The sequence below is a fragment of the Roseivirga sp. genome, from assembly GCF_034669765.1.
Lineage (GTDB): Bacteria > Bacteroidota > Bacteroidia > Cytophagales > Cyclobacteriaceae > Roseivirga.
The window spans coordinates 48,976-67,192 of record NZ_JAXMOQ010000010.1; the positions used below are offsets into that span (position 1 = coordinate 48,976).

An 18,217-nucleotide genomic window follows, 5' to 3' on the forward strand; every position below is an offset into this window, starting at 1 on the left:
CCCGTAGGGGTCTTTTTCAGTAATACAGATTGCCAAAACTAACCGTCATTCTGAAATTTTAGCCCGATGATAATCGGGCTAAAATGAAAGAATCTGTCTGTGCAAGACAGCAGGACGCTTCGAAGCTTCGGAGCTTTCTTCCTCCTACCTTGTCTCCGAAACTTCGGAGAGAATGAAGCTCGGATTAGGCTTTTTCAGTAACACAAATGACTGTTACCCCAACGGATTATACTCAAACACCTTAAAATCAGGGTGGGTTAGGTCTATAAAGAAGTGATGGATCTTATCTTTCTTATCAAATTCGCCATTCTTATCAATGTCTTCTAAAGTGCGGAAGTACAAGCGTTTATTGACGATCAAAATCCTCCAATCTAGTAGTTCCTGAAGCTCAAGGGTCAGCTTCTTGAAATTCTGGCCACTCAAATGTGATATGTAAAGCGACTCAATATCATCATTCGTAAGTTTGCCATCATTGTTGGTGTCTCTATCCGTGACGGTCATGACCACCAGTTGTTGACCCGTTTTCTTATGTATGGATTCCAAAAACTGGAAGCTTCTGATTTTAAGCTGCTGCTCCGTAATAGGTCTGAAATTGGAAGAATCTAAATGCTGAATCATGATTTTACTCAAGCTGCCGGTATAGGAACTTCCACTTAAGTAGCCAGTTGAAAAGGAGAAGTCCCTTGAACTTCCCGACCCTAAATAAAGCTTGCTTCCTGCATTGCTCGAAACCTGAATTTCTCCAATGGGAAAGAGCAGGTAATCAGTGCTATCAAAATAGACAGGGAGGTCGCCTGTAAGCACTAAAGTGCTGTCTACGATAAGTGCTTGCTCGCCCACTTGTCCATTGTCATCCGTAGGATAAGCCACAGTTGGCTTAGTGCCACATGACCAAAATAGGAGCGAAACACTTAGGGCTAAAAGGATGGTTTTCATAAAGTGTAGTTACGTTTCAAACGGTAAGTAAGTTAATGCCTTTGTTATAATTATCACCAATCATTAAGCCAGCGACAGTGTTGTAGCAAAAGAGGGTACCAAGTGCCCAGGCTAAGTCACCATGCTCCGAGACTTCGGAGGTCTTTTTCAGTAATACAGATTGTTAGGCAGCTTGTTGGTGACGAACACCAACAAGGGCGGAAATGAAAGAATCTGTCTGTTCAAGGCCTCGGCTGTCAAGAACTGACACTACGAAGCTTCGGAGCTTTCTTCACCTTACGCTATGCTTCAGGTTCATCAGAATGACGCTCCGATTGGGCTTTTTCAGTAATTCAAATGGTTGGTGGCTTGTTGGTGAAGAACACCAACAAGGGCGGACCTTCAGCAAAACAAGAGGGCAGTAGGCGGGGCGTACATTTTTCTAAAACGTTACAGTCGGAAAGGGTAAAACCGAAAATCTATATTATTTTTAGAATTATGATAAACCGCTTTACCATGATTTCTACCAAAACACCGATACTCCTTCTGATGCTTACCTTCGTGACATTATTCTCTTGCGTACCGAAAGAAGAAAACACTACTGCCATTGACCCAGAGGCATATTGGGGCGAAAGCCCTTGGCCAGAAATCAGAAAACAGCGGATCAATCAATTGCTGCCACAAGCCATGGAAGCTGCCAATGTAGATTGCTGGTTGGTGGTGTGTAGAGAAAACAACAATGACCCAATTGCTGACCATGTTGGCGGTGAAAATGCAGGTGGAACCGCTGCCTTTTTATTTTATAGAGATGCCGATGGTTTTCATTCCAAAGTATTTTCTCCTTCAGGCGAAGCCACTGCTTTGGATGAAATGGACATACATGATGAAGTTGTGAAAGTGTCTGGAAGTTCGGCAATGGGCATGGCTGCCGATTTTATTAAAGAGAAAAATTTCAGCCGCGTAGCAGTTAACTCTTCGAGCAGCAACTCAATGGCCGATGGACTAACTTATACGCAGCGCATGAGCTTAGAGGGTTTACTAGGAGCCGAAAGCAAGAAACTCGTTTCGTCTACTGATTTAATCTATGAATGGCTTTCTATAAAACTGCCTGAAGAGGTAGAGGTACTTAAAAAGGCTGCAAAATTAACAGCCGAATGGGAAGTGGAGGCTTACGAACAAATCATTCCAGGAAAATCTACCGATGCCGATATTGCTAGATTTTTAAAGCAAAAAATGGCTGAATATGGAGTTGCGGATGGTTGGGCTGCCGACCAAAATCCAAATGTAAATTCGGGGCCAGATCGTGGGCATTCTCACGCTACCGACAAAGTGATTATGCCTGGCGATGTAATACAAATAGATTTCGGCATCAAGGTTTATAACCGCTGGGTAAGCGATATTCAGCGTTTTGCGTATGTATTGAAGGACGGGGAAGAAACGGCTCCAGAAGAAATTCAATTTTACTGGAACAGCAGCAAGGCAGGGAATAGAGCTGCATTTAATGCCATGAAACCCGGAGCTACAGGAGCAGAGGTGGATAGAGCGCAACGCCTGTTAATGCAAGAAGCTAAATCTGAAAATGTGCCATGGAGTACGGGGCATCCAGTGGGTTATGTAGCGCACGATGTCGGGCCAAGCTTAGGTGGTGGTATGTCAACCCGAGTACGGACTGTTTCTACTAAATTATTAAAAGAAGGGATGACCTTTGCCTTCGATGGTTTCCACGCTTGGAAGCGCGAGGATGGAACTGAAAAAACTATCTCTGTGGAAGAAATGGCAGTAATTACGGCCAATGGTGCAGCGTACATAATTGCCCCACAAGAGGAATTGATTTTGGTGAGAACAAAGAAGTAGGGTTAAACAAAACGGTTGTTGAAACCAACAGTCATTCTGAAATTTTCGGCCGATGATAATCGGGCTAAAATGGAAGCTCCGAAATTTCGGAGGTCTTTTTCAGTAACACAGATAACCAAAACTAACCGTCATTCTGATGACGAGGTACGAGGAAGAAAGAACCTGTCTGTTCAAGGCCTCGGCTGTCAAGAACTGACACTCCGAAGTTTCGGAGCTTTCTTCACCTTACGCTATGCTTCAGGTTCATTAGAATGACGCTCCGGTTGGGCTTTCTCAGTAATACAAATGGTTGGTGGCTTGTTGGTGAAGAACACCAACAAGGGCGGAAAACTTCAAATGCTTGAAAATCGCACGAATGTCCGCCCTTCTTGCCTTCGCGAAGCTTCAGCAAAGCAAGGGGGGCGGTTGGTGGGGGATTTGTACGGAATTACAATCTATGATGAGGGCTACTTAGAATTCTTGTCAAGCCATTCTTTGATTTGATCTAAGTTGAGTTCTCCAGTAGAAATTGAAATTACAAATTGATATTTGTCCTTTTGATTTGCATGTATATCGCGCTGTTCATTCATTAACAGAAGCCTGGCAAGCACATAACCAGTTCGTTTATTCCCATCAACAAAAGGATGATTCTTTACTATGCTTTCGATAATTGCCGCTGCTTTGTCGACTGGACTAGGATAAAGCTCTTGTCCATCAAAAGTTTGATAAGGACGGTTCAATGGGGAATCTAACAGTTCTTGGTCTCGAACTCCTTCAGAACCCCCAAACCGTCCAATTAAAATGGAATGTATTTCAAGAACTTCGCGCTCTGAGATCATTGGGCTAGTCTTTCAAGAAGCTCTTTGTCTTCCGTTAAGATGGTTCTTAGGTTTTGAGATAAGCTCACAGATTTGTCAGACTTGCCTTGAACAGACTTTAAATAGTCATAAACTTCTTGGAGTGTTTTTCTGGTGTATTGTCCAACAATTGGTTGATTGCTGTTTTTACTTCTTCTCTGCTCATGGTTCAATTTACGAAATTCATGGAAATATGGTTAACCAAATGCTGGGTTCATGGATTAAACCGAGCGCCAAAACTAACCGTCATTCTCTCCGAAGCTTCGGAGCGTCTGTTTATGGCTGAGCCTGTCAAGAACAGTCACCCTGTAAGGGTCTTTTTCAGAAACACAAAGGGTTTTGATTTGTGGCGCGTGAAAGGATTCCTGCGGAATGACGCTCCGATTGGGCTTTTTTCAGACTGTCAGCACACAAGGACAGGACTCCTAGTTTATAATCGTCACAGGTTCCGCCTATTGGTAGATGAATCGGAGAACCTACGACAGGGAGGGGATATACCTTGTCAAAGGTCAGTAATATGTGCGCCAGAAATTTTCTTAATTTTCTTCTCTCTTATTAACTGTGTCACGAATAAGGAAATGGATAATGTTATCCAAAGCCAATATTCGTATTCGAAAGCCCAGTAAATAAATGGGGGTATTATTATGAGCCATTCGACTATTAAAATCAGTTTGGTATTGTTGATTTTTAATAGAAATCCAATAATGTCTAGAATTGCAATCACTACAAAAAAGCCACCTAAAATTATCAATCCGTATGTGAGAAATAAAAATGGTATGCTCAGAAGACTTAAGAATAGGATATACGTCCATCCTTGATCAGAAGATCCTTCAAGACCAATGAGTTTGAAAAGAAGGAGACTTAGATAAGTTGTCACATAGAAACCAACTAAATGAACCCAATTTGTAGCTATGATTTTTAATAAGCGTTTTGGTCTGTCCAAGGCCTTGTTATTTTTACTTCAATCGTCCTAGTTTATAATCGTCACAGGTTCGGAGAGGCTATAATGGAGGGGGCGTTTTTAATCGTTGTTTGAATCATCTTCTGTTCGATTAGATTTTACAATTTGCTTGTCCGCATTTAGAACTTGTTCAGTATGTTGAATTTTATAAGTTTCCTTTGCTACATCAACCACTTTAATAGCTGAGAAATAGAGTAAAAAAATCATTACTCCGAAAACGGTCATTAGGTCAATTTCTTTAAATTCGGTAAAGAATATTTTATCTTCAAAAAACTGTTGTACGTAAAGTCCCTTTAGTAGGGTTAATGATGTTGTAATTACCGTTCCATAGGCAACACCTCCAAAGGCATTGTCAAAGAAAGAGCCAAATTTTTTGGTGAAAATAACTTCGCTTTTGACTTCTTTGTCTTTATGCCTCCAGTAGTGAAGAATGAAAATCAAAACAGTAATTGTCCAAACTATGAAGTAAGTAAATTGGGACTCTAAAATGTGTCGAATTACAGTTTTCGTGTTTTCCCAAAAAAAGAAAAAAGCAGCTGCTACAACTATAACCGCAACAGCAGTAAAAGCAATCAACTTAAAGTCGTATGTCTCTTTAGGTGAAGCCATCAGCTGTTATTGAATTTTTTAATTTTTGCACTTTCTTCTTCGTCTGTTCCTTTGCCAATTAATCCACCTAAAAACCCTCCAACCAATATCCCAACAGGGCCACCTAAAGCACCAACAAATCCCCCAACTACAGCTCCTGTCGCAGTACTATTACTATCATTTTCAGCCCAAACATCATAAATAGAAAAGAGCTGATTAGCTAAATAGAAATTTTCTCCACCAATCTGTTTTGTTAATGATTGTCTCGTGGGTGCAGAAAGGTTAAGATATACTTTCTGGTTATTATTCGGGTTAATTACGTATAGCTTCATTTTAATAGTTTTGCTATATCCTGAGCAATTGCATCTTCATTTTCTTTATTGGTTCCCCAATCTATTATTTGAATCCCAAGTGTTTCTGATATTATATGTAACTCGCTGTTTTTAATTTTAATCGTGATGTTATAACCATATGCGAATAGACTTCCTGGCATTTTTGCTTCAATTATCCCTTGTTCACAACTTTCGATTTCAATTTCACAGTCTAAATCCATCAATACTCTTTTACAAGTGTTAAAGGCTGTTCTGACGTCTGCTTTGAAACTAAAAATTTTCATTGATTTCGTATTTTATGAGTTCTTATCTTTTTGTAAAAAGTTTTATGTAAAAAATGAAGAAACTTTAGATTCATACTAGTCAAACTTTACTCTTCGTTTTTAAAAAGTCAAATCACGATTTAGCTGTACTTGGAATACATCATATCGAGGTTAGTTCTTATATAATTCCTTCAACTTCTTTAGTCCTTCGTATCGTTCTTTTACAATGGTTTCTCGGTCAGAAGTTTGCCATTCTCCATTTGAGAAAAAAGCAAGCATTTTTGTTAAATCCCATGACATAGTTTCGAATAGTCCTCTCATAATGGACAAGGTATCCTGAAGCTTAAATTCATCATCTCTTTCTTCATACCTGTCTAACATGTCAAACCCATGAATTACTTCTTTAATTAGGTTTTCAGATTTTTCTTGTCCCCAAGAAGTCATGTTATGTGGTAAACTGGTATTTCTTGCAATTACTTTTACTTTGGAGATTTTAAAAATAACTGTTTTTAAATAACGCTCTACTATGTTGACTAAATCAAGAATAAAATTTTTATGCTTTATATAGAATTCTCCAGATTTTTCATCAAACTCTATGTGTTCTTCAGTTTTTAGAATTTTAAATAACTCCTGATTACCGTTTTTCTTAGAGTCATTTTTAAAAAGATTCGAATCATTATGTGTGATAAGGTTTCTTATTTGTTGAACAATCTGAATTCTTTTCCAGTCTGATTCTAATTCTGAGAGTGGAATTTCGGCAACTTTTTCAAAGTAAATTCGACTTTTTTCGATGTAGTTTCTCCCAGCTAAATCAGATACAGAAATATTTGATAATCCTTTTCGATTATCAAATTCACAAAGCCTCTTCAGCCAATGTTCAAAAAAACCATAAATCGATAAGAGCATTGGGTTATAAGTGAATTTTGAAAACATTTTATCATACTTCCAATATTCATCAATTAGTATGTCGCCATATAGTTTTTCATCTTTTGTGCCTTTAATTTTCTCTAGGTCCTTTTCAATTCGATTGATTTTTGAATGTAATTCATTTGACGTCTCTTCAACAAAGTCTCTATACTCTTGAAGCTCAGATTTTATTTGCTGTTCAAGAATTCCAAATATTGTAGTTCCTTTAAATTTTCTTCTATCCATTCTTAAATTTAATTGACCACAACATGATTACACGCGGAAGTTGCCGAAAAACAAAATAATAACCTACTGCTTTGTGATAATGAGATGACGTAATTGTCTAATTCTTTGCCTAGTGGTAATGAAGATGTTTTTGTGTAGATGTGATCTGGTTTCTCCAACAAACAAAAAAAGCCCAACTCTTTCGAATTAGGCTTTGCGTATTTTATTTCCTTTTAAAATGGGGCTTATGCGAAATGGTATAAGAAGATCATTTCACCTGTAAAGGCAGGTTTTGGGTTGTCTTTGATTTCAAGTTTTACATTCAGCTGACATTTGGTAATGCCTCGTAAATCGGCCAAAGAAGTGAGTTTCACCCTTAGTCTTACTTCAGAATCTGCCACTACGGGCTGATTGAATTTAAGTTTTTCGATACCGTAGTTAATCATCATTTTGATGTTCTGGATATCGGCAATTTCTTCCCATAAATGCGGAAGAATAGATAAAGTTAAATAACCATGGGCAATGGTGTTGCCAAAACCGCCTTCAGACTTGGCCCTTTCAGGGTCGGTATGAATCCATTGGTGGTCTAGTGTGGCATCGGCAAAAACATTGATTCTCTCTTGGTCAATTTTAAGGTATTCCGAAACACCCAGTTCCTTACCAATGTGTTCTGCAAATTCTGCGTGGCTTGCTATAACTAACTTTTCCATATTGTGTTTCAATATTGCTCAAATTTACTCGATTTAGCGATTAAAATTTGTTCTATTTTAACAATTCTAAAAGTCAATTGTCAATTGATATCCAGTTTTTTTGACATTTTCTTCGGCTTCTTCTTGCTCAAAATTGGAACAAGTAACGCCCAGTAAGCGTACGCCTTCAGGAAAATCTTCCCAAGTAATTTGCTCAAGTAAATTGAAAGTCAGTTGTTTAAGTATTTCGCCAGTAGTAATATTCTCGGTTTGGGTAATGCTGCGGGTAATCTGGCTAAAATCTTTGAATTTTATTTTAAGAGTCAGGGTCTTGCCAAATTTGTCGGCTTTCTCTAGTCTTTTATAAACGGTTTGAAGAATAGGCCCCAAAGCCATTTTCATGTCTTCGATTTCTATCAAATCTTGATCAAAAGTGTTTTCAGCTCCCAACGATTTCCTGATCCTATTGGGGTTTACTGGGCGCTGGTCTTTTCCCCGAACAATGTCGTAATAGAAGGGGCCTGCTTTGCCAAATTTAAGCCTCAGCGCTTCCTTGGTCCATTGCTTTAAGTCCAGTCCCGTGTGGATGCCCAAGCTGTGCATTTTCTTGGCGGTTACTTTACCCACGCCAAAGAACTTATCTACTTCCAATTGCTCTAAAAAGGAGACGGCTTTTTCGGGACCTATCAAGGTAATGCCGTTGGGTTTTTGGTAGTCGCTGGCAATTTTAGCCAAAAACTTATTGATGGAAATACCTGCCGAGGCGGTTAAACCAGTTTTCTCAAAAATCTGTTTCCGAATGGCTTTGGCAATCAGGGTGGCCGAAGCAATGCCCTTTTTGTTTTCAGTTACATCCAAAAAGGCTTCGTCTAAAGAGAGCGGTTCTACCAAATCGGTGTATTCCAGAAAAATGCTGCGGATGACAGCAGAGACTTCCTTGTACCTTTCGAACCGAGGCGGGGTGAAAATGATATGTGGGCATTTTTGATAGGCTGTTTTAGAAGGCATGGCCGAGCGCACTCCGTATTTACGGGCCTCATAGCTGGCCGCAGCCACAACGCCCCGCTCTTTACTGCCACCAACCGCCACAGGTTTGCCTCTAAACTCGGGGTTATCCAGCTGTTCTACCGAAGCAAAAAAGGCATCCATATCGATATGAATGATTTTGCGATCAGAATTGGGCAGCTTTTTCTCCATTGACTCGAAATTAAGCAACGATTTTATGAACTTTACGGTTCTTCAAAAGATTGTCACATTCGTTTATGAAGCGTCAAAAAAAGATATTCGTCATTGTAGCCATTTTGTTCATCCTGGCCACCATTCTTGTGGGCTATGATATTACCACCAGAACGAGTTTTCCGGGCTCTAAAAAACTGTTGAAGGAATCGATAGCGCCTTCGGAACCTGATACCCAAGATTCGCTTAAAATCGATAGCCTCAAAGAAAAGTAAAACAGTTTTATTAAACTTGAGTTAATCTTTCAGCATGACAAAAACGGGTAAAAAGATAGACCTAGATCAGATTGATTTAGAAAAAATGAGCGAGATGACGACCGAGAACCCGGGGCTCATCAGCTTTCCGCATACGGTAGGTGGCGCCATGATTAAGCCAGAAGACAAAGGCAGAATTAAGGGCAGGGCGGTGTCGGCCATGCATGAGCAAACCGAAATGCAGGTAAAGCAGATTTACAAGCAGATGCAGCTTTTGGCAGAACAAGCCAAGGCCATTCAAGAAAGGGTAGAAGTGTCGGAACGGATTTATATGGCTAAAATGAGTTTTGAGCCTTTGATCGGAAAAACCTACCACCTCTACGAACGAGAAGACGGAACAGATTTGCTTTCCCTAATTGGCCCAAAGGAATGGGGGAGGTCTAAACCCTTCAAAAAATTTATCTCCAGCGTAAAACTTTTAGCCGACCATACTTGGGAGGTTTTGGAAGCCTAAGTCTCGGTTTATAGTCTAACCTTTCTTCCTTATCTTGTTGCTGACTTTTTTAAATTCTTATGAAATTACATCAGCTACAAGTACTCCTTCTTGCTTCCTTTTTCTGCTTTTCTTGCGCTAAAGAAGTTCCACCGCCAGCACCCATTGGGCCGCTGCCAACTACCCAACAATTGAATTGGCACGAGTTAGAATATTACGCTTTCGTCCACTTTAATATGAACACCTTTACGGATATGGAATGGGGACTTGGAGGAGAATCACCAAGTCTTTTCAATCCTACGGAATTGGACACCCGCCAATGGGCAAGAGTAGCCAAAGAAGCTGGAATGAAAGGCATTATCCTGACCGCAAAGCACCACGATGGCTTCTCGCTGTGGCCTTCTGCTTATACCGAACATTCTGTAAAAAACAGTCCTTGGAAGAACGGAGAAGGCGATGTGATTAAAGAATTGGCGGCAGCTTGTAAAGAATACGGCCTTAAAATGGGGCTTTACCTTTCGCCTTGGGACAGGAACCATGCCGACTACGGAAATCCTGAATACATTACTTATTACCGGAACCAGTTGAGAGAATTGCTGACCAATTATGGGGAGGTGTTTGAACTTTGGGTAGATGGAGCTAATGGTGGTGACGGTTATTATGGAGGCGCCAACGAAATCCGAAATGTAGACCGAAAAACCTATTACGATTGGGACAATACTTTTGCGTTGGCCAAAGAACTTCAGCCCAATATCGTGGTCTTTAGCGATGGTGGCCCAGATGTGCGTTGGGTGGGAAATGAAAACGGCTTTGCTGATGCTACCAACTGGGCACCGCTAAGGCGAGATGAGTTTGCTCCGGGGATCGGTCCATATCAACAATTGACTTCTGGCCATGAAGACGGAACGCATTGGGTGCCTGCCGAATGTGATGTGTCCATCCGACCGGGATGGTATTACCATGAAAGTCAGGACGATAAAGTGAAATCCTTGTCGGAATTGCTGGATATCTATTATAAATCCGTGGGGAGAAATGGCAACCTGCTGCTCAACTTACCTGTCGATCGAAGAGGTTTGGTACATGAGAATGATGTGAAAGCCTTGATGGAATTGCGCAAGACCCTAGACGAAAGCTTTGCAGTGAATTTGGCCAAAGGCGCAAAAGCAGTGGCCTCGAACACCAGGGGAAACGACTATCTGTCTTCCAATATTTTGGATGAATATAACGACAGCTATTGGGCGACAGATGATGAGGTAATTGAAAGCGAGCTAGTGATCAACTTTAGTAAAGAAACTACTTTTAATCGCTTGGTACTTCAAGAATACATTCCGCTGGGACAGCGCATTAAAGCTTTTAAAGTGGAAGTGAAGGAAGAAGACGGCTACAAGGAAATTGCCAATGAAACCACCATAGGCTACAAACGCATCCTTCGATTGCCGCAAGTAACTACCAGTCAATTGAAGATTACTTTTACCGATGCCAAGGGAAGCCCAACCATCAGTAATGTGGAGGTTTACTTGGCTACGAGCGAACCTGCCATGGAAGAATAAGGAGAGTTAAGCTATGTTTAAAATCATCAACCAGAATTCATTATGAACTACTTTCGAAGCCTCAGTTTTCTATTCGTAACCCTTCTGCTTGGGAGTCAGCTTTCGGCCCAAGCCCCAGATTCTTCCAGAATTGTACGGGTATTGACCTACAATATCCTGCACGGAAAAACGCTCAAAGGCGACTTTGATTTAGATCTAATCGCCTCGGTGATCAGCAAAGAAAAGCCTGACTTGGTGGCACTTCAGGAAGTAGATTACAAAACCAATCGCTCTAAAAAATACGATTTGGTGACCGAATTGGGCATCCGCACAGGTCTGTCGCCACTATTTGCCCGCGCCATGTATTATGATGACGGAGAATATGGTGAAGGAATTCTTTCAAAGTACACTTTCCTGAACACCACAAACCACCCTTTGCCTTATACAGAAGGGAAAGAGCCAAGGGCGGCAGCCGAAGTCAATGTGGTGATTAAAAGTGGTGACACCATTCGTTTTGTAGGCACGCACTTAGATCATGAAGCGGACGGCCATAACCGCTTTATTCAAGCCGAAGAAGTGAATAGGGTGTTGAAAAGAGATAATGTACCAACCATATTGGTGGGCGACTTAAATGAAACTCCTGAAAACAGGGCCATGCAACTGCTTTTTAAAGATTGGGAACGGTCATTTGCGGATAATGTATTCACCTTTCCTTCTGACGAGCCGATCAAGAAGATTGATTATGTGCTTTTTCGACCTGCTAATCGGTGGAGGGTTTTAGAAAAACGTGTTATCGATGAGCGTGTAGCTTCCGACCACAGGCCCGTTTTAGTGGTGTTGGAATTGCTGCCTGATAATTAAGAGATATAGCATTGTAGACAAAATAAAAACCTCCAAAAACAAAGGCTTTTGGAGGTTTTTTCATTTAAGGGATTAATTCCCCAAGTGATTCCAATTGATCAAAACGTTCCAAACTAAAGGCGCATCGTGGTGGTTCAAATAGCGGTGCAGCGGATCGAAAGTAAAGGCGATAATACGACCGTTACCCTGCGGCACATTGAAGATTCCACCATGACCAATAATCGTTTGCTCGTTGCGCACCATTCCTGAAAGCACGTAAGGCGGAGCTTTGGTGTCATCTTTCTTTGGTGCTTCCACTTTCCTGTCCGGCAACCCCATTACTGGGCCTGTGTAATCAATTTCGTCCTTTAAAGGCTTGGTGCCGTATTGCATCACCATCATGTCTCGGTTGTACTTATCTACTTGATACAATGGGCCATTGCCTCTGAAAACATGAGAAATTTCTGGATAACCGTACATGATCGGGCTATCCGTTCTTCGTGTTTTGGTGGTGACTACCGAGCCGGGGTGGAAAAGGCCAGAGGCATTGTAAGGCTTTAACTCTCTGGCGATACCTGTTTCGGCCGCCATGGTGGTAGAATTATCGAGCGTAACCAATACGCCACCTGCATCAACGAATTCCTTCAGTTCATTCATGCCATCCATGCCAGGGCCACCTGTCATATCAGTAGTGGCGTCTGGTGTTCCATGCGAAGGGAACTCAGCCGTTTTGGTGAAAGGCATTGGGCCTAATTTAGAATCTACACCGTAAATAAAATCACTTACTGAACCACGCATTCTAGGTACAAGAATCACATCAAACTTCTCTCGCAATTTGCCTGCTTTCAAGTCGTCCTTATCAATTGAAGTGTAGGGGAGTTTTCGTTGTTCAAAGGTATACCTGGACCAACCCTCATCTTGCGTACTGAACCAGCTGTGGTAGATGGCTACTTTCGGTGGACTCACTTCATGCTGTTTTCCATTGGGGGAAGCTGCCTTTAGATCAAAGCCGAAATCTTTCCCCATTTGGTCTGCCTGTGCTTTGGTAATGTCTTTGAAAATAACAGAACCGACCTGAAGCGTATCTCCATTGATTATTTGTTGTTCGTCCAGCACACTGATTATGGCTTTTTTGTTCTCAGATTTAATCCAGTACATGGCCGATAAAACGGTGTTTTGGGCTTTGTAATTCAGTACGTAACTATTTCCGCTTCCTTCAACATTACCTACATATTTTACATCGCTGGTGACTAGGCTCATATTACGCTTCTCAAACTTGACAGTGTCTTCTTTCTTTACATCCACTCCGTAGACATAATCCAGGCTCCAGGCAATATCATCGTAAGGAGGGAATTTGGCGTCTTTTGGGTAGTTCTGCTGCGCCAACAAGGTAACCGCTAGATTTCTGTACGGCTGATCAAGAAATACCACATAATCACCTGCATTCGAGCCTGAGTTTGCTTTATGGACTTCGATGCCCTGTACCCGTAATTGATTGACCAAATAAGCAGCCATCGCTGGGTCTCTTTGTTCCTTAGGAATCACGAAGGCCTTAGGATTTTCTTCTACGCCTCTTTTAATGCTATTCACTCCTTTTTGGTAGAAGTTGCGCAATAATAGTTTTTGATTGTCGGCAGTATAGGTAAGGGAAGCCAATACACCTGCTTGCATGTAGTTGGTGTTGTTTCTTGAAGACCAATTGATCAATTCGGTAGGAGGGGCAGGGCGGTACCATTCGCGGCTTGTGGCGGGGTCGCCAGCATAGCTCTGTCTAGATAAGTCGCGGAGGTAAGTATTTGCTCCAGCATTCCCGAAAGTCTCGTAAAAACGCCCGATGCTGTTGTGGTTATTCGCTACCCACATGGCATATCCCGGCCACCAACCATCGAAGAAAGCCCAAGTAAAAGTACCAGGCAATCCTTGCGAAGCCAAGGTCGTAATGTCATGATTGGCCATGACCTGCCATTCCCCAATCGCAATTGGATCCATGTTATCGTTGTAGGGGCCTGTTCCTGTGGAGATATATAGTAAGGGTACGGATTCATGTAAATCCAACATGACGGTCGGGTGCCAATCGAAATAGGCTTTGAAAATGGCTTTGGAAAGTTCTTGCGATACCTGAAGTCCATCGCGGTTATTGTCGTGGAAAACGTACTTTCCCCAATATGGTGTGCTTCTCGGGAAACCATCGTCAAACTCTGGTCTTGCCTTGGTATAGCGGTAATACCAATCTACTTGCTTGTCTCTACCATCAGGTTCCGAAGTAGGGTTAATCAAAACAATAACGTTTTCTCGAATGTTCTTAATGTCTTCGGATTGATCCGTAATTAGACGGTAGGCCAGTTCCATCAACATTTCTGGAGAGCCCATTTCGGTAGAATGCAATCCCCCGTTGAGGTAAAAGATGGGCTTGCTGTCTGTGATGATTTTATCGGCTTCAGCGCTCGATACATTTCTAGGGTCAGAAAGTTTGGCAAGCTGCTGTTTGTAATGATCAATTCGGTTCATGGATTGATCATTACCAATCACCACCAAATTAATCGCACGACCTTCTTCCGTAGTGCCAATCTGTTCTATTTTAATGAAGGGAGAGGCTTTGGCCAATTCTTGGTAGTAAGCGTAAATCTCGGAGGTGCGGTGCATTACGCCCGGTGCGCCTATAATTTGCCCAAAATATTTTCTGGGGGAAGGAATGTTAGGGTCATCTACTAGATTGAGTACCGAAGCCGGTAGAAAGCGCGGATCAGTAGTGTATTCCTTTATTTTCTTGTTGTATTCTTCATCAATCTTCTGGGCAAACAGCGAGGGGCTGCTCATTAAAAAAATAAGGCAAATCAGTAAGTAATGGTGTTTTCGCATGATAGTCAATGGTTTAAGGAAACCTAATATAACACTATCTTAGAAAGTACGCTTGGTTAGACTTAAAAGTGACCAGATTTAAAGTCGGTTTAGCTGAAATAAATCATGATAGCACCAACGGCTGTCATCACCAAAATGAATTGCCTGAAAAGCTTGTCGTTGACTTTTTTAAGGAGTTTGACCCCAATAAAAAGGCCTAAGAGAATGGCAGGAATAGCGACCAAATTTATTTTGAGGGTTTCCCAAGTAATGGTGCCCCAACTAAATACATGAAAGGGTATTTTAAAAAGATTGATGATCAAGAATAACCAAGCGGTGGTACCTATAAAAGCATCTTTGGGAAGGCGCATAGCCAAGAAAAAGATATTTGAGAATGAGCCAGCCAAATTGCCTACCATTGAAGTAAAACCAGCGGTAAGCCCCATTAAACCTGCAAAGCCAATGTGTTGAGGGACGGCCTTGGATTTTCGCCTGTCCCACCAAAACATAATGGCCACAGAAATGAAAATAACAATGGCCATGCTTTTTCTGAACGATTCTTCGTCCATTCCTTTGCCTACGTAGGTGCCGAGAATCACACCCAGCATCATAAAGGGGAGTAGTCTGACCAGGTATTTCCACTGAACATGTCTATTGTAATAGATCACTGCACAGATGTCACCTACAAGCAACATAGGGATTAGAATTCCTGTGGAAGCCTTGGCATCAAAAACAAATACCAATAAAGCCACAATAATGACACTGATTCCTTTGATGCCGGATTTGGAGAGCCCCAAAACAAAGGCAGCGGCCAAAACCACAGTCCAATCGAAAAAGCTTAATGCTGAAAACACAGGTTCAAATTAGCGAATTGTAATGGCTTTAGAATTTATAAACCATCTGGAAGTTGTTCCTGCTTCGTTGCTCAATAATGATTTGTTTGCCCCACATCAATGAGTCTATTGTCACTTGATTATAATTTTTGATCGTAATCATTTCTAAGCCTTCGTTATAGTAGATCAAGAAATCATCTTTCAAGGCCATTCTAAGTTGCTCCCTTTTCACAGGGTTGTCGTCAATGCAAATGGTAAATGAAATGGCCGAATTTTGCATCAAGTTAATCGTGAGGTGATTTCTGTTGATGTGCTCAAAAATCAAATGAATGTGCTGCTCGTTGATGAAAGAGAAGTCACTGATTTTAAACGAAATAACCGTCTGTTTCCCTTTGTGAATAATGGCTGGAGCCAAATTAGGGATAACACATTCATTAATAAGTGTGCCGTTAGCTTCAGGATGCTCGAACGATTTCACGTACAAGGGAATACCTTTTTGCGCTAAGGGTTTTATGGTTTTAGGGTGAATAACCGAAGCGCCATAATAGGTCATTTCAGCGGCCTCTTTGTAGGGCAACTGATCAAACAATATCGTGTCTGGGAATTTTTTTGGATCAGCATTGAGTACTCCTGGTACATCCTTCCATATCGTTACCGATTCGGCATTCAAAGAAGTGGCAAAAATAGCGGCACTAAAATCACTGCCTTCCCGCCCTAGGGTGGTGGTATTGAACTTGGCGTTCGAACCAATAAAACCTTGTGTAAGCACTACGCTACTGTCTTCGTGTTGCGACACTTGCGAACGAATGATATTCTGCGTGGCACCCCAATCTACTTTGGCTTGACGGTGAATATTATCAGTTTTCACCATTTTCCGCGCATCCAGCCAAGTGGTTTTGATCTGGCGGGTACTTAAATAGGCTGCCACTATTCGTGAAGAAAATATTTCTCCGAAGGAAACGGTTTGGTCATAGATGAAATCATAGCCCATAGAAGAGCTAAAGCGAGCTAGCTCATTGTCAATCATTTCAAAATCAGTATTGATTTCTTGATGGAGTTGCTGATTCCCTGACAAACCAAGGTCAGAGATAATTCCAAAGTGGAAATCTTTGATGTACTGAAGTGCTTCAGTAGGGTCTTCTTCGTCAATCAATTTTTGGAGAACAGCCTCAAAGGCATTGGTCATTTTGCCCATGGCAGAGACAATGACCACTAATTGATCCGAAATATTGGCTTCAATTATAGAAGTCATATTTTTCACCGAATCGGCATCTTTAACAGATGCGCCTCCAAACTTAAATACTTTCAATGCTCGTGAGTTATTTTTGTTAATTTCGCACTGCAAGTTATCAACGTTTTCTGAGATTAAAATTATTGTTGCATATGTCTAAAGCTGAAAATTCCCGAATCGCACTTCCAGTAGGTACCAACCTCGATCGTTTTATCATGAAGAACCAGGAGTCATTTCCTTTTGCTTCGGGTGAATTATCACAACTGATCAGGGACTTAGCCTATGCTGGCAAGGTGGTGAACCGTGAAATTAACCGTGCAGGTTTGGCTGATATTACTGGCGCTTATGGTGCAGATAATGTTCAGGGCGAAGCGCAACAAAATTTAGATGTGGCTGCAAATATCCGTTTTACCCGTGCTTTGCAAAAGGGTGGGGAAGTAGCCGCCATCATTTCTGAAGAGAATGAAGATATTATTGACCTGAATACCCCTAATGCGAAATACATCATTGCGATGGATCCCTTAGATGGTTCTTCCAATATTGATGTAAACGTTTCGGTAGGAACTATTTTTTCGATTTACAGAAGGGTTTCGCCAGTAGGCAGTCCTGTAACGATGGAGGATGTATTGCAACCTGGAACGGCTCAAATAGCAGCTGGATATATTTTGTACGGCTCGTCTACCATGTTTGTATACACAACGGGAAAAGGCGTCAATGGCTTTACTTATGAGCCTTCTTTAGGTGAGTATTTACTGTCGCACCAAGACATGAAAATGCCAAAAGATGGCACTATCTATTCTGTGAACGAAGGAGGTTCTAAGGGCTTTTCACAGTCAGTAACTGATTATGTAGATAAGTGTAAGGACAGAGGTTATTCAGCACGTTACATTGGTTCATTGGTGGCTGATTTTCATAGAAACTTATTGAAAGGCGGAATATATTTTTATCCATCTACCGTGAAAGCACCTAATGGCAAACTACGTTTGATGTATGAGTGTAATTGTTTGGCCATGATTGCCGAACAAGCGGGTGGTTTGGCCACCGATGGCAAACAACGTATTATGGAGATTAAACCCACATCGCTTCACCAAAGGGTACCGTTTTTTATAGGTAGTATGAATATGGTGAAGGAAGCTTCTGAGGGGTAGTTGTTAGCTCTCGTTGAGTCCGTGATTTTGTGTTTCTGAGACTTCGGAACTTACAGCATGACTTAACTTTGAAGAGTGTGCTTTCAATTAGCCTGTATTTATACACGTATTTACCAGAATCTGATTTTATATGCACAATGCTTTTCATCCTGACTCCGAGGCTTCGGAGGAAGGAACTGATCGCTGGTATAATTCTAGATCCTTCGTGCCTCAGGAAAAGAAAAGGGGCTTATGTAGGTTCAGTGAAGAGAATAGGTTGAGATTTATTTTTAGTTTTTTAACTGATTCTTGACTCCTGATTTTTAT

Annotated in this window: 19 protein-coding genes; 7 read left to right on the top strand and 12 right to left on the bottom strand. The window is 41.4% G+C overall.

The features are described 5' to 3' along the window. Window positions 1-213 precede the first annotated feature (213 nt). Window positions 214-936, bottom strand: a complete 723-nt coding sequence (locus VOI17_RS17035; protein ID WP_323758434.1) for a hypothetical protein — start codon at window positions 934-936, stop codon at window positions 214-216. 495 nt (window positions 937-1,431) lie between these two features. Between VOI17_RS17035 and VOI17_RS17040 the strand changes: the two genes are divergently transcribed. Then, window positions 1,432-2,769: a M24 family metallopeptidase gene (locus VOI17_RS17040; protein ID WP_323758435.1), complete on the top strand. Its 1,338-nt coding sequence runs from the start codon at window positions 1,432-1,434 to the stop codon at window positions 2,767-2,769. An 18-nt stretch (window positions 2,770-2,787) separates the two neighbouring features. Then, complete coding sequence (locus VOI17_RS17045) at window positions 2,788-3,024, top strand: hypothetical protein (protein ID WP_323758436.1); 237 nt, start codon at window positions 2,788-2,790, stop codon at window positions 3,022-3,024. 191 nt (window positions 3,025-3,215) lie between these two features. On the opposite strand, the gene VOI17_RS17050 is transcribed toward VOI17_RS17045, so the two are convergent. The 8 genes from VOI17_RS17050 to dinB form a co-directional block, all read right to left on the bottom strand. Continuing rightward, entirely contained in the window at window positions 3,216-3,587 is a 372-nt protein-coding gene (locus VOI17_RS17050) for a Fic family protein (protein WP_323758437.1), read from the bottom strand. Further along, complete coding sequence (locus VOI17_RS17055) at window positions 3,584-3,778, bottom strand: hypothetical protein (RefSeq protein ID WP_323758438.1); 195 nt, start codon at window positions 3,776-3,778, stop codon at window positions 3,584-3,586. The genes VOI17_RS17050 and VOI17_RS17055 overlap by 4 nt, the downstream gene beginning before the upstream one ends. Window positions 3,779-4,626: 848 nt before the next feature. Beyond that, window positions 4,627-5,175: a hypothetical protein gene (locus tag VOI17_RS17060; protein ID WP_323758439.1), complete on the bottom strand. Its 549-nt coding sequence runs from the start codon at window positions 5,173-5,175 to the stop codon at window positions 4,627-4,629. After that, complete coding sequence (locus tag VOI17_RS17065) at window positions 5,175-5,486, bottom strand: DUF456 domain-containing protein (protein ID WP_323758440.1); 312 nt, start codon at window positions 5,484-5,486, stop codon at window positions 5,175-5,177. Before VOI17_RS17065 ends, VOI17_RS17060 begins: the two co-directional genes overlap by 1 nt. Further along, window positions 5,483-5,770, bottom strand: coding sequence for a hypothetical protein (locus VOI17_RS17070; protein ID WP_323758441.1), 288 nt, complete (start codon window positions 5,768-5,770; stop codon window positions 5,483-5,485). The genes VOI17_RS17065 and VOI17_RS17070 overlap by 4 nt, the downstream gene beginning before the upstream one ends. A 150-nt stretch (window positions 5,771-5,920) precedes the next feature. After that, window positions 5,921-6,901 (bottom strand): hypothetical protein, encoded by a 981-nt coding sequence (locus VOI17_RS17075; protein WP_323758442.1) that lies wholly within the window; start codon window positions 6,899-6,901, stop codon window positions 5,921-5,923. Window positions 6,902-7,125: 224 nt separating this feature from the next. Continuing rightward, entirely contained in the window at window positions 7,126-7,590 is a 465-nt protein-coding gene (locus VOI17_RS17080; protein WP_323758443.1) for a MaoC family dehydratase, read from the bottom strand. Window positions 7,591-7,656: 66 nt separating this feature from the next. Next, complete coding sequence (dinB, locus tag VOI17_RS17085) at window positions 7,657-8,766, bottom strand: DNA polymerase IV (protein WP_323758444.1); 1,110 nt, start codon at window positions 8,764-8,766, stop codon at window positions 7,657-7,659. Between the two features lie 65 nt (window positions 8,767-8,831). Between dinB and VOI17_RS17090 the strand changes: the two genes are divergently transcribed. The 4 genes from VOI17_RS17090 to VOI17_RS17105 are packed head-to-tail and all read left to right on the top strand — an operon-like array spanning window position 8,832 to window position 11,882. Continuing rightward, complete coding sequence (locus VOI17_RS17090; RefSeq protein WP_068414169.1) at window positions 8,832-9,020, top strand: hypothetical protein; 189 nt, start codon at window positions 8,832-8,834, stop codon at window positions 9,018-9,020. A 34-nt stretch (window positions 9,021-9,054) separates the two neighbouring features. Then, window positions 9,055-9,513, top strand: a complete 459-nt coding sequence (locus VOI17_RS17095) for a DUF2452 domain-containing protein (protein WP_323758445.1) — start codon at window positions 9,055-9,057, stop codon at window positions 9,511-9,513. A 59-nt stretch (window positions 9,514-9,572) separates the two neighbouring features. After that, on the top strand, window positions 9,573-11,042 hold the full coding sequence (locus VOI17_RS17100) for an alpha-L-fucosidase (RefSeq protein ID WP_323758446.1): 1,470 nt from the start codon (window positions 9,573-9,575) through the stop codon (window positions 11,040-11,042). A gap of 42 nt (window positions 11,043-11,084) precedes the next feature. Continuing rightward, window positions 11,085-11,882, top strand: coding sequence for an endonuclease/exonuclease/phosphatase family protein (locus tag VOI17_RS17105; protein WP_323758447.1), 798 nt, complete (start codon window positions 11,085-11,087; stop codon window positions 11,880-11,882). Window positions 11,883-11,954: 72 nt separating this feature from the next. On the opposite strand, the gene VOI17_RS17110 is transcribed toward VOI17_RS17105, so the two are convergent. The 3 genes from VOI17_RS17110 to VOI17_RS17120 form a co-directional block, all read right to left on the bottom strand. Next, the gene (locus VOI17_RS17110) at window positions 11,955-14,720 is read right to left on the bottom strand and encodes a M14 family zinc carboxypeptidase (protein ID WP_323758448.1); all 2,766 of its coding nucleotides are present in this window, start codon (window positions 14,718-14,720) and stop codon (window positions 11,955-11,957) included. An 89-nt stretch (window positions 14,721-14,809) separates the two neighbouring features. Further along, window positions 14,810-15,553 (bottom strand): sulfite exporter TauE/SafE family protein, encoded by a 744-nt coding sequence (locus tag VOI17_RS17115; RefSeq protein ID WP_323758449.1) that lies wholly within the window; start codon window positions 15,551-15,553, stop codon window positions 14,810-14,812. A 28-nt stretch (window positions 15,554-15,581) separates the two neighbouring features. Then, window positions 15,582-16,841: an aspartate kinase gene (locus tag VOI17_RS17120; RefSeq protein WP_323758450.1), complete on the bottom strand. Its 1,260-nt coding sequence runs from the start codon at window positions 16,839-16,841 to the stop codon at window positions 15,582-15,584. Window positions 16,842-16,915: 74 nt separating this feature from the next. Between VOI17_RS17120 and fbp the strand changes: the two genes are divergently transcribed. Continuing rightward, window positions 16,916-17,911 carry a class 1 fructose-bisphosphatase gene (fbp, locus tag VOI17_RS17125; protein WP_323758451.1) on the top strand — a complete coding sequence of 332 codons (996 nt, stop codon included), beginning with the start codon at window positions 16,916-16,918 and terminating at the stop codon, window positions 17,909-17,911. Window positions 17,912-18,217 lie beyond the last annotated feature (306 nt).

Bases quoted from the DNA above. Each gene is read 5' to 3' on its own strand.
- VOI17_RS17035 (WP_323758434.1), bottom strand. From the start codon at position 936: ATGAAAACCATCCTTTTAGCCCTAAGTGTTTCGCTCCTATTTTGGTCA.
- VOI17_RS17040 (WP_323758435.1), top strand. From the start codon at position 1,432: ATGATTTCTACCAAAACACCGATACTCCTTCTGATGCTTACCTTCGTG.
- VOI17_RS17050 (WP_323758437.1), bottom strand. From the start codon at position 3,587: ATGATCTCAGAGCGCGAAGTTCTTGAAATACATTCCATTTTAATTGGA.
- VOI17_RS17060 (WP_323758439.1), bottom strand. From the start codon at position 5,175: ATGGCTTCACCTAAAGAGACATACGACTTTAAGTTGATTGCTTTTACT.
- VOI17_RS17065 (WP_323758440.1), bottom strand. From the start codon at position 5,486: ATGAAGCTATACGTAATTAACCCGAATAATAACCAGAAAGTATATCTT.
- VOI17_RS17070 (WP_323758441.1), bottom strand. From the start codon at position 5,770: ATGAAAATTTTTAGTTTCAAAGCAGACGTCAGAACAGCCTTTAACACT.
- VOI17_RS17075 (WP_323758442.1), bottom strand. From the start codon at position 6,901: ATGGATAGAAGAAAATTTAAAGGAACTACAATATTTGGAATTCTTGAA.
- VOI17_RS17080 (WP_323758443.1), bottom strand. From the start codon at position 7,590: ATGGAAAAGTTAGTTATAGCAAGCCACGCAGAATTTGCAGAACACATT.
- dinB (WP_323758444.1), bottom strand. From the start codon at position 8,766: ATGGAGAAAAAGCTGCCCAATTCTGATCGCAAAATCATTCATATCGAT.
- VOI17_RS17090 (WP_068414169.1), top strand. From the start codon at position 8,832: ATGAAGCGTCAAAAAAAGATATTCGTCATTGTAGCCATTTTGTTCATC.
- VOI17_RS17095 (WP_323758445.1), top strand. From the start codon at position 9,055: ATGACAAAAACGGGTAAAAAGATAGACCTAGATCAGATTGATTTAGAA.
- VOI17_RS17100 (WP_323758446.1), top strand. From the start codon at position 9,573: ATGAAATTACATCAGCTACAAGTACTCCTTCTTGCTTCCTTTTTCTGC.
- VOI17_RS17105 (WP_323758447.1), top strand. From the start codon at position 11,085: ATGAACTACTTTCGAAGCCTCAGTTTTCTATTCGTAACCCTTCTGCTT.
- VOI17_RS17110 (WP_323758448.1), bottom strand. From the start codon at position 14,720: ATGCGAAAACACCATTACTTACTGATTTGCCTTATTTTTTTAATGAGC.
- fbp (WP_323758451.1), top strand. From the start codon at position 16,916: ATGTCTAAAGCTGAAAATTCCCGAATCGCACTTCCAGTAGGTACCAAC.